This window comes from Paenibacillus hubeiensis (assembly GCF_032334105.1).
Taxonomy (GTDB): Bacteria; Bacillota; Bacilli; order Paenibacillales; family Paenibacillaceae; genus Paenibacillus; species Paenibacillus hubeiensis.
Map to the genome: position 1 here is coordinate 156,621 of NZ_JAVYAE020000004.1, position 12,279 is coordinate 168,899.

The 12,279-nt window shown below is 52.9% G+C and carries 14 protein-coding genes; 1 reads left to right on the forward strand and 13 read right to left on the reverse strand.

The window, feature by feature from the left end:
• Positions 1–33: 33 nt before the first annotated feature.
• The 13 genes from trpE to mtrB all read right to left on the reverse strand — a co-directional run bounded on the left by trpE (position 34) and on the right by mtrB (position 11,930).
• Positions 34–1,602 (reverse strand): anthranilate synthase component I, encoded by a 1,569-nt coding sequence (gene trpE, locus RSX24_RS13990; RefSeq protein ID WP_343260955.1) that lies wholly within the window; start codon positions 1,600–1,602, stop codon positions 34–36.
• Positions 1,603–2,125: 523 nt separating this feature from the next.
• Positions 2,126–2,503 (reverse strand): chorismate mutase, encoded by a 378-nt coding sequence (aroH, locus tag RSX24_RS13995; protein WP_236419779.1) that lies wholly within the window; start codon positions 2,501–2,503, stop codon positions 2,126–2,128.
• A 5-nt stretch (positions 2,504–2,508) separates the two neighbouring features.
• On the reverse strand, positions 2,509–3,603 hold the full coding sequence (aroB, locus tag RSX24_RS14000) for a 3-dehydroquinate synthase (protein ID WP_343260956.1): 1,095 nt from the start codon (positions 3,601–3,603) through the stop codon (positions 2,509–2,511).
• A 1-nt stretch (position 3,604) separates the two neighbouring features.
• On the reverse strand, positions 3,605–4,774 hold the full coding sequence (gene aroC, locus RSX24_RS14005) for a chorismate synthase (RefSeq protein ID WP_339273244.1): 1,170 nt from the start codon (positions 4,772–4,774) through the stop codon (positions 3,605–3,607).
• 243 nt (positions 4,775–5,017) lie between these two features.
• Positions 5,018–5,809, reverse strand: coding sequence for a CheR family methyltransferase (locus tag RSX24_RS14010; RefSeq protein ID WP_236419785.1), 792 nt, complete (start codon positions 5,807–5,809; stop codon positions 5,018–5,020).
• A gap of 24 nt (positions 5,810–5,833) precedes the next feature.
• Positions 5,834–6,277 (reverse strand): nucleoside-diphosphate kinase, encoded by a 444-nt coding sequence (gene ndk / locus RSX24_RS14015; protein ID WP_236419787.1) that lies wholly within the window; start codon positions 6,275–6,277, stop codon positions 5,834–5,836.
• A 167-nt stretch (positions 6,278–6,444) separates the two neighbouring features.
• Positions 6,445–7,419 (reverse strand): polyprenyl synthetase family protein, encoded by a 975-nt coding sequence (locus RSX24_RS14020; RefSeq protein ID WP_236419789.1) that lies wholly within the window; start codon positions 7,417–7,419, stop codon positions 6,445–6,447.
• A 348-nt stretch (positions 7,420–7,767) separates the two neighbouring features.
• Positions 7,768–8,385 (reverse strand): UbiX family flavin prenyltransferase, encoded by a 618-nt coding sequence (locus RSX24_RS14025; RefSeq protein WP_343260957.1) that lies wholly within the window; start codon positions 8,383–8,385, stop codon positions 7,768–7,770.
• Positions 8,386–9,252, reverse strand: a complete 867-nt coding sequence (locus RSX24_RS14030) for a UbiA-like polyprenyltransferase (RefSeq protein WP_236419793.1) — start codon at positions 9,250–9,252, stop codon at positions 8,386–8,388.
• A gap of 1 nt (position 9,253) precedes the next feature.
• Entirely contained in the window at positions 9,254–9,973 is a 720-nt protein-coding gene (locus tag RSX24_RS14035) for a demethylmenaquinone methyltransferase (protein ID WP_236419795.1), read from the reverse strand.
• 11 nt (positions 9,974–9,984) lie between these two features.
• Positions 9,985–10,845, reverse strand: a complete 861-nt coding sequence (locus RSX24_RS14040) for a heptaprenyl diphosphate synthase component 1 (RefSeq protein ID WP_343260958.1) — start codon at positions 10,843–10,845, stop codon at positions 9,985–9,987.
• A gap of 100 nt (positions 10,846–10,945) precedes the next feature.
• Positions 10,946–11,497 (reverse strand): hypothetical protein, encoded by a 552-nt coding sequence (locus RSX24_RS14045; protein ID WP_236419799.1) that lies wholly within the window; start codon positions 11,495–11,497, stop codon positions 10,946–10,948.
• Positions 11,498–11,708: 211 nt separating this feature from the next.
• Positions 11,709–11,930: a trp RNA-binding attenuation protein MtrB gene (gene mtrB, locus RSX24_RS14050; RefSeq protein ID WP_236419801.1), complete on the reverse strand. Its 222-nt coding sequence runs from the start codon at positions 11,928–11,930 to the stop codon at positions 11,709–11,711.
• 166 nt (positions 11,931–12,096) lie between these two features.
• Between mtrB and RSX24_RS14055 the strand changes: the two genes are divergently transcribed.
• The gene (locus RSX24_RS14055; protein WP_236419804.1) at positions 12,097–12,252 is read left to right on the forward strand and encodes a hypothetical protein; all 156 of its coding nucleotides are present in this window, start codon (positions 12,097–12,099) and stop codon (positions 12,250–12,252) included.
• The last annotated feature ends 27 nt before the right edge of the window (positions 12,253–12,279 follow it).

The window sequence follows — 12,279 nt, forward strand, 5'->3', positions numbered from 1 at the left end:
ACCGGATTCATGTTCATGTCGGTCTCTCCTCTCTCAGTTCGGCATCGCTGCCGGAGTTACGAAATAGTCCGCGTTTGCCATATTGGCGTTGCCCAGTCTGTTCTTGGCGGGGAACATCGCTTCCGCCGTCCGAATCGCCGTGAGCAGGGCTTTTGCCTTGTTCACCGTCTCCTGGTACTCGTTCTCAGGCACGGAATCCCATACAATGCCGGCTCCGGCCTGCACGTAGGCTTTCCCTTTTTTGAAAATGATCGTCCGGATGGTGATGCAGGCATCCATATTGCCCGAGAAGCCCAGATAACCGATCGCTCCGGCATAGGCTCCCCGAGCCTCTTTTTCCAGCTCTGCAATGATCTCCATCGCCCGCAGCTTGGGCGCGCCGGATACCGTTCCGGCCGGGAGGCAAGAGAGGAAGGCATCGAAGAAATCCTTGTCGTCCCGCAGTTCGCCTGCCACGTTGGACACCATATGCATGACGTGGGAGTACCGCTCAATCTCCATGAACATGTCGCATTTCACGCTGCCGAATTTGGAAACCCGCCCGATGTCGTTCCGTCCCAAATCCACCAGCATCAGATGTTCCGCACGCTCCTTCTCGTCCTGCAGCAAATCGGCCGCCAAAGCACGATCCTCGGCTTCTGTGGCCCCTCTGGGACGGGTACCGGCGATCGGCCGCGTCTCCACGCGCGTTCCGTCTACCTTTACGAGCGCTTCCGGGGAAGTGCCCACGATGATCTCGTCATCCATTTTCAAATAATACATGTACGGTGACGGGTTCAACGTCCGAAGCACGCGGTACACATGCAAAGGAGATACGTCGGTATCGATGTGGAAACGCTGCGACAGTACAACCTGGAAAATATCCCCTGCCCGAATGTACTCCTTGGCCCGATCCACATTCGCCATGAACTGTTCTTTCGTGACATTGGATTGAATATCACCGAGCTCCACATGACCCGGAATGGAACGCGGATTAAGATTTTCGCCCGGCCCTTGCTGCTGCAGCCGCTCTGCGGCCAACTCCAGCTTCTCCGACGTGCGTGCATACGCTTCGCGGATCTCTTCGTCGGTCGCCCCATCTTTCACATGTACGTTTCCTACCAGCAGCATCTGCTGCTTCACATGGTCGAACACTACGATCTGGTCGCAAAACATAAAACGAATGTCGTCCATATTCAGGTCATCCAGCGCATGCGCCGGAAGCTTCTCGTAATACTGAAGCAGGTCGTAGCCGAAAAATCCGATGGCCCCGCCCGTGAATGGAGGCAGCTCATCGCTTTTGGGGCTGCGATACTTCCGCAGTAACGCCTTGAGCTCTTCTACCGGCTTGCCCGGCAGCTCCCGCGTCCGGCCAGCCTCTTCCACCACGATACGGCCTTTTTTCGCCGAAATCATCAGGAACGGATCCGTGCCGATGAAGGAATATCTCGCCCATTGGATCCCACCCTCTACACTTTCCAGCAGGAATGCCCGGTCGTTGTCAGCAAATCTGCGGAAAATCCGAATCGGGGTCTCCATGTCTGCCAAAATCCGTTTGACGACCGGAATCAGATTATATTCATTCGACATTTTCAGCACTTGGTTCACGTTTGGCGTTATCATCAGATCACGTCCTTTCAATTTGGGTGGCGAGGCGGTACGGTTAAACTAACAACAAAAAAGCCTCTACCATCTGGTAGAGACTTCGTTTATCTGCTGAATTTGATTAGGTGGCATTCCATTCGTGAACAGATCCCTATACGTACTGCAGCTGCAAAATAAGATACACAGGTCATGGGAAGAACGATCCATCATTCCATCGTGTCCTACGGAATCCAGACGCCAGCTTCGTGATCCGTCAATCCTTACAATCCGACCCTCGATCCCAAAATCAGAAAAAGGTGTGCGGATTGTACAGACGAAAATGGTCCGAAATTGAACGCATCGTCCAAACACGTTTTTATCCCTGCTCTGTCTCATCTTGCAACCAGACGTACCGCGAATCAATTAACCGGATCCTTCCCCGGCAATCACCCGCTGGACTCTGCTGCATGCTCCACTATCTCAACTAATCTCAGCTCAAACTCATACTCTACTCAACTGTTTATCACTATACAGGAATGCGGAAGATTTGACAACCGCAATCTTACGAATTGGATGGTGCAACCAGATCGGGGCGCAAAGCCTGCGCGCCGTTCAGGTACACATGATTGATTTCATGCTGTGCCTTTTCCGTATTTACATGCACCATAAAGCGGATGCATTGCGGCAAAGCACCGGCAACCGGCACCTCCAAAGCGCACATCAGCGGCACAAGCTCCCAGCCTTCCAGTTGCCGAATCGCTTTGGCCGGGAATGCCGCATCCAAATCACCGGTCATCGTGATCCACACGCTGCAAATATCCTCCGGCACGATACCGTTGCGATCCACGATTTCGCGCAGCAATACCGCCGTTTCGCGCAAAATCTCTTCTTCGTTGTTTTGCGTGACTGTCGTAGCCCCGCGGACTCCACGTGTTACCATTGGCTTTACACTCCTTTCTTGAGCAATTCAATCACGTCCCGAACCATGGCTACGGGAACGTCTTTCTCGATTCTTGCCGATCCAATGCGATCGGGTATGATAAAGACCATATGGCCTTCACGGAATTTCTTGTCATGCATCATTGCATCCATTAAGGCATCCGTGTCCAAATGTTCCGGCATCGTCACCGGAAGGCGCAATGCGCGCAGCATGCGGGTCGTTTCCTCATGCAGCCCGGCCGGCGCACCCAGCTTCTCGCCCAGCAGCGCCGAACCCGCCATGCCGATCGAGATGGCCTCGCCATGCAAAAACTCACCGTATCCGGCGATGGCTTCGATGGCATGGCCGATCGTATGCCCCAGGTTCAACAGGGCGCGCTCTCCGTTCTCCCGCTCGTCCTTGGATACGATTTCGGCTTTGATCGCACAGCCGCGTTCAAGGCCATAACCGAGTGCTTCCGCGTCAAGCGCGAGCAGCTTCTCCGCATTCTCCTCGCACCAGTGCGCGAAGGCTTCGTCGCGAATGAGCCCATGCTTCAGCATTTCGGACAATCCGGCCGAAACGTCCCTCGGAGGCAGCGTCTGAAGCGTGTCCACATCGTACAGCACCAGTTCAGGCTGATGGAACGCGCCGATCATGTTCTTGGCTAGCGGATGGTTCACCGCCACCTTGCCGCCAACGCTGCTGTCATGCGCCAGAATCGTGGTCGGCACTTGAACGAATTTGACGCCGCGCATGTATGTAGCCGCTACGAATCCGGCCAGATCACCCACAACGCCGCCGCCGAGGGCAATGATCGCCGAGCTGCGATCCAGCTTGCCTTCGATGGCTGCCGTCATCATATCCTGATAGACGGCCAGCGATTTGGACGTTTCGCCGGAAGGAACCACGGCCGAAACGACCGTAAATCCGGCTTCCTGAAGTGCCTGTTCCAGTGCAGGCAGGTATCGTGGACCTACTTTGTCATCGGTAATGATCAGCAGCGGGCTCTTTTTGGTCAGACCATACTGTTCAAAGAAACGCGGCGCCTGTCCGAGCAAACCGCTGCCGATCAGGATCGGGTAAGAACGCTCGCCGAGCTGAACCGTTAGCTGGCGCATCTTAGTAGCTCTCCAATTGTGCCTTGTAGCTCTCGTAATTCGAGCGGATCTCTTCCATGGAATCCCCGCCGAACTTCTCAAGGAACGCTTTGGCGATCTCCCATGCCACGACATGCTCCATCACCACGCTGGCTGCAGGAACGGCACAAGCGTCCGAACGCTCGACTTGAGCGGTGAAAGCTTCCTTCGTATCGATATCCACGCTTTGCAGCGGTTTGTACAGCGTCGGAATCGGCTTCATCACGCCGCGAACGACAACCGGCATACCGTTGGTCATACCGCCCTCGAATCCGCCAAGACGGTTCGTCGCGCGGTGGTATCCGCGCTCCTCACTGTAGAGGATTTCGTCATGGACTTGCGAACCTCGGATCGTGCCTGCTTCAAAACCGATGCCGATTTCCACACCTTTGAATGCGTTGATCGACATAACGCCTTGGGCAATGCGTGCATCCAGCTTGCGATCATACTGCACGTGGCTGCCCAATCCAACAGGAACACCTTCCACGATGCATTCCACGATGCCGCCGATGGAGTCGCCTTCTTTTTTGATCAAGTCGATGTACTCTTCCATCTTTTTCTCGGTTTCCTTGTCGGTCACTCGTACGGAAGAAGCCTCTGTAATTTCGATCAACTCGTCGATCGGCAGATCCTGGTATGGCGCTTCGATCTCGCCGATGCGCAGTACGCGGCCTGCCACCTTGATGCCGAATTCGGCCAGGAACTGGCGTGCCAACGCGCCGCAAGCGACACGTACCGTCGTTTCGCGCGCGCTGGAGCGCTCCAGCACGTTGCGCAGGTCTTTCAGGTTATATTTCAAACCGCCGTTCAAGTCGGCATGGCCCGGACGAGGACGGTGCACCCGGCGTTTTTCTTCGTCACTGCCCTCGATCGGCTCAATGTTCATAATGTTCTGCCAATGCTTCCAGTCGTTGTTCTGCACCACAAGCGCAACCGGAGCTCCCGTCGTATATCCGTGGCGCACTCCGCCGACAAAGTTCGCCTGATCTTTTTCAATCTGCATCCGGCGTCCGCGTCCATACCCTTTTTGGCGACGGTGCAGCTGGAAATTCAGCTCTTCGAAATCAATATGCAAATTGCTTGGCAATCCTTCGATAATGGCGGTCAATTGGGGTCCGTGCGTTTCCCCTGCGGTTAAATAGCGTAAACTCATTTTACGTTCCCCCTTTAAACTGTTAAACTGCGCATTGCTAAAATCCCATAATTTCTTTGCTCATTATAGTATAGCTGACCGGCTTTGACAAGAAAGTCCGCCTTTTCGCTGCATGTAAAGACAACATTCCGGCCGATCCGCGCCCGGTCGCTGCATCCAAGGAAATTCAGGCAACGGCTTATGTGCAAATAACCGCCCGGGCACATCGCAATGTGCAACCGAACGGTTAACCGTTGGCGAATCCTATTTTTTGCGATAAAAGAACGTTTCTGCCGTTTCCAAACCGTATTGTCCCGGGGAAAAAATTTGCTCCGTACTGCCTACGAAAAGAATGCCCCCCGGCCGCAGGCTGGCTGCGAACTTATGGTACAGCAAGTTTTTCGCTTCCTCGGTAAAATAGATCATGACATTCCGGCACACGATCAAATCGTACCCTTCATCGAAACGGTCCGTCAGCAGATTCTGCTTCATGAACTTGACGGAGCTTTTCAGCTTGTCGTCGATTCGATACATTAAGCCATCCTGACGGAAATATCGGCTTGCCACGTCTTGGGGCACATCCTTGAGCGAACGCTCCATGTACCGACCTTCCTTGGCTTTGGCCAATGCGCCTTCATCGAGGTCGCTTGCCGTGATGGAGCTGTCCTTCAACACGCCCAGAATGTCCAAAATCATCGCAAGGGTGTAGGGCTCCTCTCCAGTGGAGCAAGCGGCACTCCACACTTTGGCACGCCTTTTGGACCCGATCAGGTCAGGCAGGATGTCGTCCCGCAGCACTTCCCAGCGGTTGGGGTTGCGCCAAAACTCCGAAACGTTGATGGTCATGCGATCCAAAAACTCATAAAAAAGTGCCTTGTCCTTCTGCATGGCGTCGAAAAATAACGCAAACGTATTAAACCCGTTTTTGTTGCGAAGCGTGGTCAGCCTTCTTTTCATCTGGCCTTCCTTGTATTGAGCAAGATCAATGCCTGTGCTCTCTTTGATTTTCCGGATAAATCCGGCGTAATCCTGATCCAATTGTTCCTGCTCCAGCATCGTATCACCCTTCTGGCTAAAAAATTACAACCAGGCTGCGATGCTCTTGTCGTACGCTACCAATTCCTCTGGTGCAAAGAAGTTCGCTGCTTCACGTTCGGCACTCTCCGGAGAGTCCGCCCCATGAATCAGATTATGCGGCGTATGGCTGGCAAAATCCCCACGAATGGTCCCCGGGGCAGCTTCCTTCACATTGGTTTTGCCAATGACGATGCGCGCCAGGGACACGATGTCGTCCCCTTCCCAAACCATCGCAAAGACGGGGCCGGAAGTAATAAATCGGACGAGCTCATCGAAAAACGGCTTTCCTTCATGCTCCGCATAATGACGCTTGGCCTGCTCCTCGGTCATTTGCACCAATTTGCCTGCCACCATTTTAAACCCTTTGTCCTCCAGGCGGCTAACGATACGTCCGATCAAACCACGCTGCACGCCATCCGGTTTCACCATCAAAAATGTACGATCCACGGGATCACTCCTCACTCACGGCTCATAATTATTACCAAATATGTAGACGCAATCTTCTTGATTGTAACATAGATGTCCAATTCCTCCCAATGAGAAACATCACATCCAAGTACATTTTTTGCGCCAGTAGTCGCCAAGAGGCAGGCCCGTAACGGTTCAATGGAAAATTAATGAGTGCGTTTGACGACGAAATGCGCAATGTCGCGCAAATTTTTGCTGGTTTTGATCTTTGGCAGCTGATCCAGAGCATCGAGCGCTTTCTTCATATATCGGTCAGCCAGTGCTTCGGCTTTAGCGATTCCTTGACTTTCGCGAATCATTCCAATCGCGTCCGATGCGCTTGCGCGCCCTTCTTCCTGTCTAACGCGGGAAATCTCGGCAAGCAGCGGCTCTCTCAAACGCTCTTCCTCCAAGGCATACAGGACCGGCAGCGTTATGTTGCCCTGCTTCATGTCGCTGCCTGGCGGTTTGCCCAATTGTTTTTCCGTTCCCACCAGGTCGAGCACGTCATCCTGAATCTGAAAGGCCATGCCCACATTGTATCCGTAAGTATAGAGCAGCGAGGACACTTGTTTAGGCGCGCGGGTAGCGAGCGCCCCAAGCTGACAGCTGACCGCGATCAGCAGTGCTGTTTTGCGACGGATGCGCAGCAAGTAATTGCGTACGCTTTGCCCGGTGTTGAAAAAGTCGCGGATCTGTTCCATTTCGCCGATGGACATCTGCACCATGGCCTTGGCCAGAATACGATGAATTGCCGGATCGGACAGCCCGGCCGTCAATTGCAATGCTTTACCGTAGATATAGTCGCCGGTATACATGGCAATCCGGTTATCCCATTTTGATTTCACGGTTGGTTTACCGCGGCGCGTCTCCGCATTGTCAATCACATCATCATGCACCAATGAAGCGGAGTGGATCAATTCCAGCGGAACCGCAATCAATTTCAAGCGTTCAATGTCGTATGTACCATACTTGCCGCCAAGCAGCACAAACACGGGACGCAAACGTTTCCCACCCGCTTTAAGCAAATGAAGGGATGTTTCGCTTAACAGCTGCTGCTCCCCTTCAACGCTGCGGTACAGTTCTTTTTCAATGTAATCCATATCCTTCTTCAGCAACCCGAAAATATCCAGTAGTTTCATTCGTTCACCCGTGTCAGCGTATTGTCAGTCCCTAATTCCATGCTACCTTCCCTTCCAACAGGTCGATGGGCAGACGACTTCAATGATCATCCGCCCGCCCTTCCTGCTTATGCTCATCCATGTTCGATCACGCCATTTCCCGCCGTCTGGCCGACACCGGGAATTAAACTCTGCGACGATTTCTGAAACAAAAATTATACAGAAGCTGCCGGAGCATGGGTCAAGGCTGACTAAGTACACTATACGCTGCTCAACTTTCACCCATACCCCGGAAAATCCGGGATTAAAACAGATCCGACCTCACGCTGCAACGGCATATCGCCCATGCAAAAAAAGGATATCTCCGGTTTAATCCCTTGAATCCGGTTCTCCCCATCTCCGGAACAACTGGTGTGGAATACGCAAGCTGTCCAACACCTTGCCCACCAGAAACATGATCAAGTCGTCCATCGTTCGGGGTTTGTAATAAAAAGCCGGCATGGCCGGAATCATGCGCACGCCAAGGCGCGAAAGCTTGAGCATGTTTTCCAGATGGATCGCATGCAGCGGCGTCTCGCGCGGCACCAGAATGAGCGGCCTTCCTTCTTTCATCATGACATCCGCAGCGCGGGCCATCAGGTTATCGGAGGCGCCTTGCGCGATGGAAGAGAGCGTCCCCATGGAACATGGCATGACAATCATGCCGTCCGCCAGAAAAGAGCCGCTCGCAATCGAAGCTCCTATATCGCTTACCGGATGGTAGATCAGGGAACCGGAGCGGCCCCCAAACTTTTCGTCCAGGATCCGCTCGCGATTCGTTACTTCCCAATCCAGCTCTTCTTTTAGTACGCGCCAGCCGGCGTTGGAGATCACCAGATGCACCTCGTAGTCCAGATCAAGCAGCGTTTCGATCAGCCTGATGCCGTAGATGCTGCCGCTGGCTCCCGTAATTCCGACAACAAGCCGTTTGTTGTCCAGTTGGAACATTTATTTCACCGCCAGGTCGATCAAGGTAAACGTAAATACCACAATGCTCAGCACGCTGTTCATCGTAAAGAATGCGGTCTGAACCCGGCTCATGTCGTTCGGCGACACAATGTAGTGCTCATAGAACAAGATGCCATAAGTAATCAGCATGCCTGCGCCATACCACCAGCTCAGATCGGTCATCAGAAGCAGCGCCAAAAATCCGACGGCGGTAATCACATGGAAAAACTTCGCGATCTGCAAAGATTTGTGCAGTCCGAAGCGCGAGGGAATGGAATGGAGTCCCTCGTCTTGGTCAAACTCAAGGTCCTGGCACGCATAAATGATATCGAAACCTGCCGTCCAGAACACGATGGTGACATAGAACACGATGGCCGTCCAGTCCATGGTACCGGTCACGGCTACCCATCCGCCCAGCGGCGCCAGTCCGATCGTCATGCCCAGCACAACATGGCACAACCACGTGAAGCGTTTGGTATAGGAATAAATGACGAGCATAAATACCGCGATTGGCAGCAGCTTCATCGAAAGCACGTTCAGGTTATATGAAGCCCAGAACAGCAAAATAAACGATACGATAACGAAAATGATGACTTCTCCGTTTTTCAACAACCCCGCGGGGATGGCACGCATCGCCGTCCGCGGATTTTTGCCGTCGATCACCTGGTCGATCATGCGGTTAAGCCCGAAAGCGGCGCTTCTGGCACCGACCATCGCCAGCAGCACCCACATGATTTCGAGCCAGCTTGGAAACGTGTTGTTGACCACCATCGAGCCAAGGATGGCTCCCATGAAGGCAAATGGCAATGCAAAGAGCGTATGCTCGATTTTGATCATTTCTAAAAAGATGCGAATTTTCCTAAACATGCTAATTCTCCTTGGTCCCAATATGCAGTGCCGCGATGCCTCCGGTCAGGGGGTAGGCCTGCACTTTCTTTAATCCGGTTTCTTCGAAAATGTGCGCCAGTTCCTTTCTTCCCGGAAATAGCGCCAACGAATCCGGCAGCCATTTGTATTGTTCGTAACGCTTGGCAAACAACTTGGCAAGTCTCGGCAGCACCTGTTCGAAATAAAAATAATAAATGCCCTTGAACGGCTGCCAGGTCGGCTTCGACAATTCAAGGCACACAACCATGCCGCCCGGTTTCGCGACGCGCTTCATCTCCGACAGCACCTGTCTCAGGTCCGGCACGTTGCGCAGCCCGAAACCGATGGTGACATAATCGAACGAATTATCTTCGAAGGGGAGCGACATGGCGTTTCCCTGCACAAGCGTGATCTGATTCTGACGATTTGCGGCGTTCACTTTTCCCTGCCCGACCTGAAGCATGTTGTTGCTGAAATCCAGGCCGTGCATGTGCCCCGTTTCACTTGCCTCCGCCATGGCAAGGGTCCAGTCGCAAGTACCGCAACAAAGGTCCAGGCCGGTATCCCCTTTTGACATGTTCATTTTTTTCATCGTGAACTTGCGCCAGGCCTTGTGCCTGCGAAAACTCAAAATGTCGTTCATGATGTCGTATTTCCCCGCGATGCTCTCGAATACCGAATGGACGAATTCCTCTTTCGGTTTTGTCTCTGCGTTACCCATTCGTCTCCCCCTCAATTCTCCCCCGCTGCCGCGCGCGAAGGCTGCAAATAGGCCAGGTAAGGCTCAAGAATCAAATGCACTTCCTCAAGCCCATGCTCTTTTGCGTCGTCCTGCAGCAGCAGTTGCACGCGGTTCACGGTACTGCGAAGCTTGTCCAGCAAAATGTCCTCGACCCGATGTTTTTTCAGCATGTTGCTCCGAACGTCCGGTGCCGGGTCGGATTGGCGCAGTGCATGCCGTTCTTCGTTGGACCCTTGCTCATATACATGCCAGAAGGCATAACTGTGAACAAAATGGCCGTCGTTCAAACGATGCAGCTCCGTCACGATCGTTTCACAGCGGCTAAACTCCTCAAGCAGGCATTCCCAGATCTTGCGATCCCCGGATTTGATCATATGCCCAAATGAAAGAAACAGCTGCATTTTCAGCTGCACCGTTTCACGCATGTATTCATCAGCAGAAACGAAAAATTTTTGCATCCGTGCATACAAACTCATCTTGCGAACATTGACTTCGGAAACCGCCCCGCTGAGCTTGCCGATCATCTCGATGCGCCCCGCATGGGCAAGGAGTTGATAGAAGCGGCTGCTTAAATAATCGCCGGCAAGCACATTCAGCTGCCTGGAGCGCATTTCCTGCTCTTTGCGTTCCCCGGCATCCGTATCGATCAGGTCATGCGTATCCATGGCCAATTGAACCAGCGACGTGGCGAGAGCGTACAGCTCGTCATGTCCCCTTTCATCCGTCCTTCCCACAAAAACCTGAAGCAGGCGCGCACGGCTATCCGGGAATGGCGGTATTTCCGTGTGCCGTCGAATCATGTCGTATTCGGTATATTTTTTTGCTAGTTCAGGTACGCGGTATGAATTCATTTTCAGCCTCCGAGCCTTTCATTGTAAAACCCATTCTGCACTACAATCTTATATATTATAGCATATGTTTCTTCGGCACGCACTGAATCCTGACATTCATTTACCCTTGATTTGCCCTTTCGAATTGCTTCTTCCACAATGCCGTTTCCATGATATGGAACCATTCCTTCAAATTATCCGACAGCTTGGGGCTTGACCAGCCGCGCAGTTCGCCGATGGCACTTTCGGGCCATTGATTGCGCCGAATATCCGCAGCCAGCAGCAGATGCCGTTGACGGGTCCATTCGTCCTCGGCCAGAACGCGGAGCAGCACCTGCTCCACGTTGGAGAAACCACCGAAAGACAGTTCGGCAACGTCTGCCATGCTGCCATAAATTTTTTGATATCCAATATCGGTGCCTGTGACCTTCAGGTCCAATTTCAATATCGATTTATCCCATTCTACTTTGGCGATCGGCGCAGCCAGCTGCATCGATGCCAAGGCGTCCACCAAGTTGTCCTGCGTAAGCTCGCGCGGCTGCTGGGCCGCGGTCACGGGCCGGGCATGCTCTCCTCCCAGCGTGCGATGCTGCATGGACTGCAAAGCCACAAGCAAAAAGACGGCCGCAAAGGTTGCCAGAACCGAAGCAGTTACGATCAACCGCGGTTTCATATATGCCTCCTCGTCCCTACATGATAGTGTAGTCTGTCCAGTAAAGGCTCATACCTCATTGTACAACGAAAAAAAGCAGGCTATGCCTGCAATTTTCATCATTTTTGAAAGGTCAGAACTCCATCGTTCAGGTCGCTGAGCATACAAGGAAAACATGATGCATACCTGTGTCGATCCTTTGGAAAATCAGGATCTTAATACGCTTCTGTCATTACTCGGACTGAAGCTCGCCATGCTTGGTGATCAACGTGGCTTTGCCGCGGATTTTAATCGCCGAGGTATGGTTCGTGAACTGGGCAATCATGACCTCACCCTTGTCCAACTTCTCGGTGTGGTGGAAACGCGTGTCCTGTCCACGGGTCAACCCGATGACCTGCACGCCGTTCTCCTCTGCCTTGATAACGATATAATCACTACCGGTTGGATGGTCCATGGCGTAACGTCCCCTCTCTCCTGGTTCAATAGCGTTAATGATGGGCAACAACGATTCATTTGTCAACCCGTTGCTTGCCTTTCTGGAATCTCGTCGTTTTGGAGCGATGCAATTCTCCCCCCAAGGGCATACTACGATCAGCCTCAAAGGGAAAGGAGCAAACGACATGAAATATGACCCTGCACCGCTTTCGGAAGAACATGTTCACAAGCTTCGGGAGCTGGAGCGGCAATTCACCGAAGTTACTGGCGAACCGCTGGTTCTGGTAGCTTATGCTCCGCAAGCCGAAGACAAAAGCAAGCTCCCCGATTCAGGCCGCTGAAGGCTCTGCGCGGACGGATTCAAAGGC

Coding starts and splice junctions, on each gene's coding strand:
- trpE (WP_343260955.1), bottom strand. CDS start 1,602: ATGATAACGCCAAACGTGAACCAAGTGCTGAAAATGTCGAATGAATAT.
- aroH (WP_236419779.1), bottom strand. CDS start 2,503: ATGGTAACACGTGGAGTCCGCGGGGCTACGACAGTCACGCAAAACAAC.
- aroB (WP_343260956.1), bottom strand. CDS start 3,603: ATGCGCCAGCTAACGGTTCAGCTCGGCGAGCGTTCTTACCCGATCCTG.
- aroC (WP_339273244.1), bottom strand. CDS start 4,774: ATGAGTTTACGCTATTTAACCGCAGGGGAAACGCACGGACCCCAATTG.
- RSX24_RS14010 (WP_236419785.1), bottom strand. CDS start 5,809: ATGCTGGAGCAGGAACAATTGGATCAGGATTACGCCGGATTTATCCGG.
- RSX24_RS14020 (WP_236419789.1), bottom strand. CDS start 7,419: ATGAAACTACTGGATATTTTCGGGTTGCTGAAGAAGGATATGGATTAC.
- RSX24_RS14025 (WP_343260957.1), bottom strand. CDS start 8,385: ATGTTCCAACTGGACAACAAACGGCTTGTTGTCGGAATTACGGGAGCC.
- RSX24_RS14030 (WP_236419793.1), bottom strand. CDS start 9,252: ATGTTTAGGAAAATTCGCATCTTTTTAGAAATGATCAAAATCGAGCAT.
- RSX24_RS14035 (WP_236419795.1), bottom strand. CDS start 9,973: ATGGGTAACGCAGAGACAAAACCGAAAGAGGAATTCGTCCATTCGGTA.
- RSX24_RS14040 (WP_343260958.1), bottom strand. CDS start 10,845: ATGAATTCATACCGCGTACCTGAACTAGCAAAAAAATATACCGAATAC.
- RSX24_RS14045 (WP_236419799.1), bottom strand. CDS start 11,497: ATGAAACCGCGGTTGATCGTAACTGCTTCGGTTCTGGCAACCTTTGCG.
- mtrB (WP_236419801.1), bottom strand. CDS start 11,930: ATGGACCATCCAACCGGTAGTGATTATATCGTTATCAAGGCAGAGGAG.
- RSX24_RS14055 (WP_236419804.1), top strand. CDS start 12,097: ATGAAATATGACCCTGCACCGCTTTCGGAAGAACATGTTCACAAGCTT.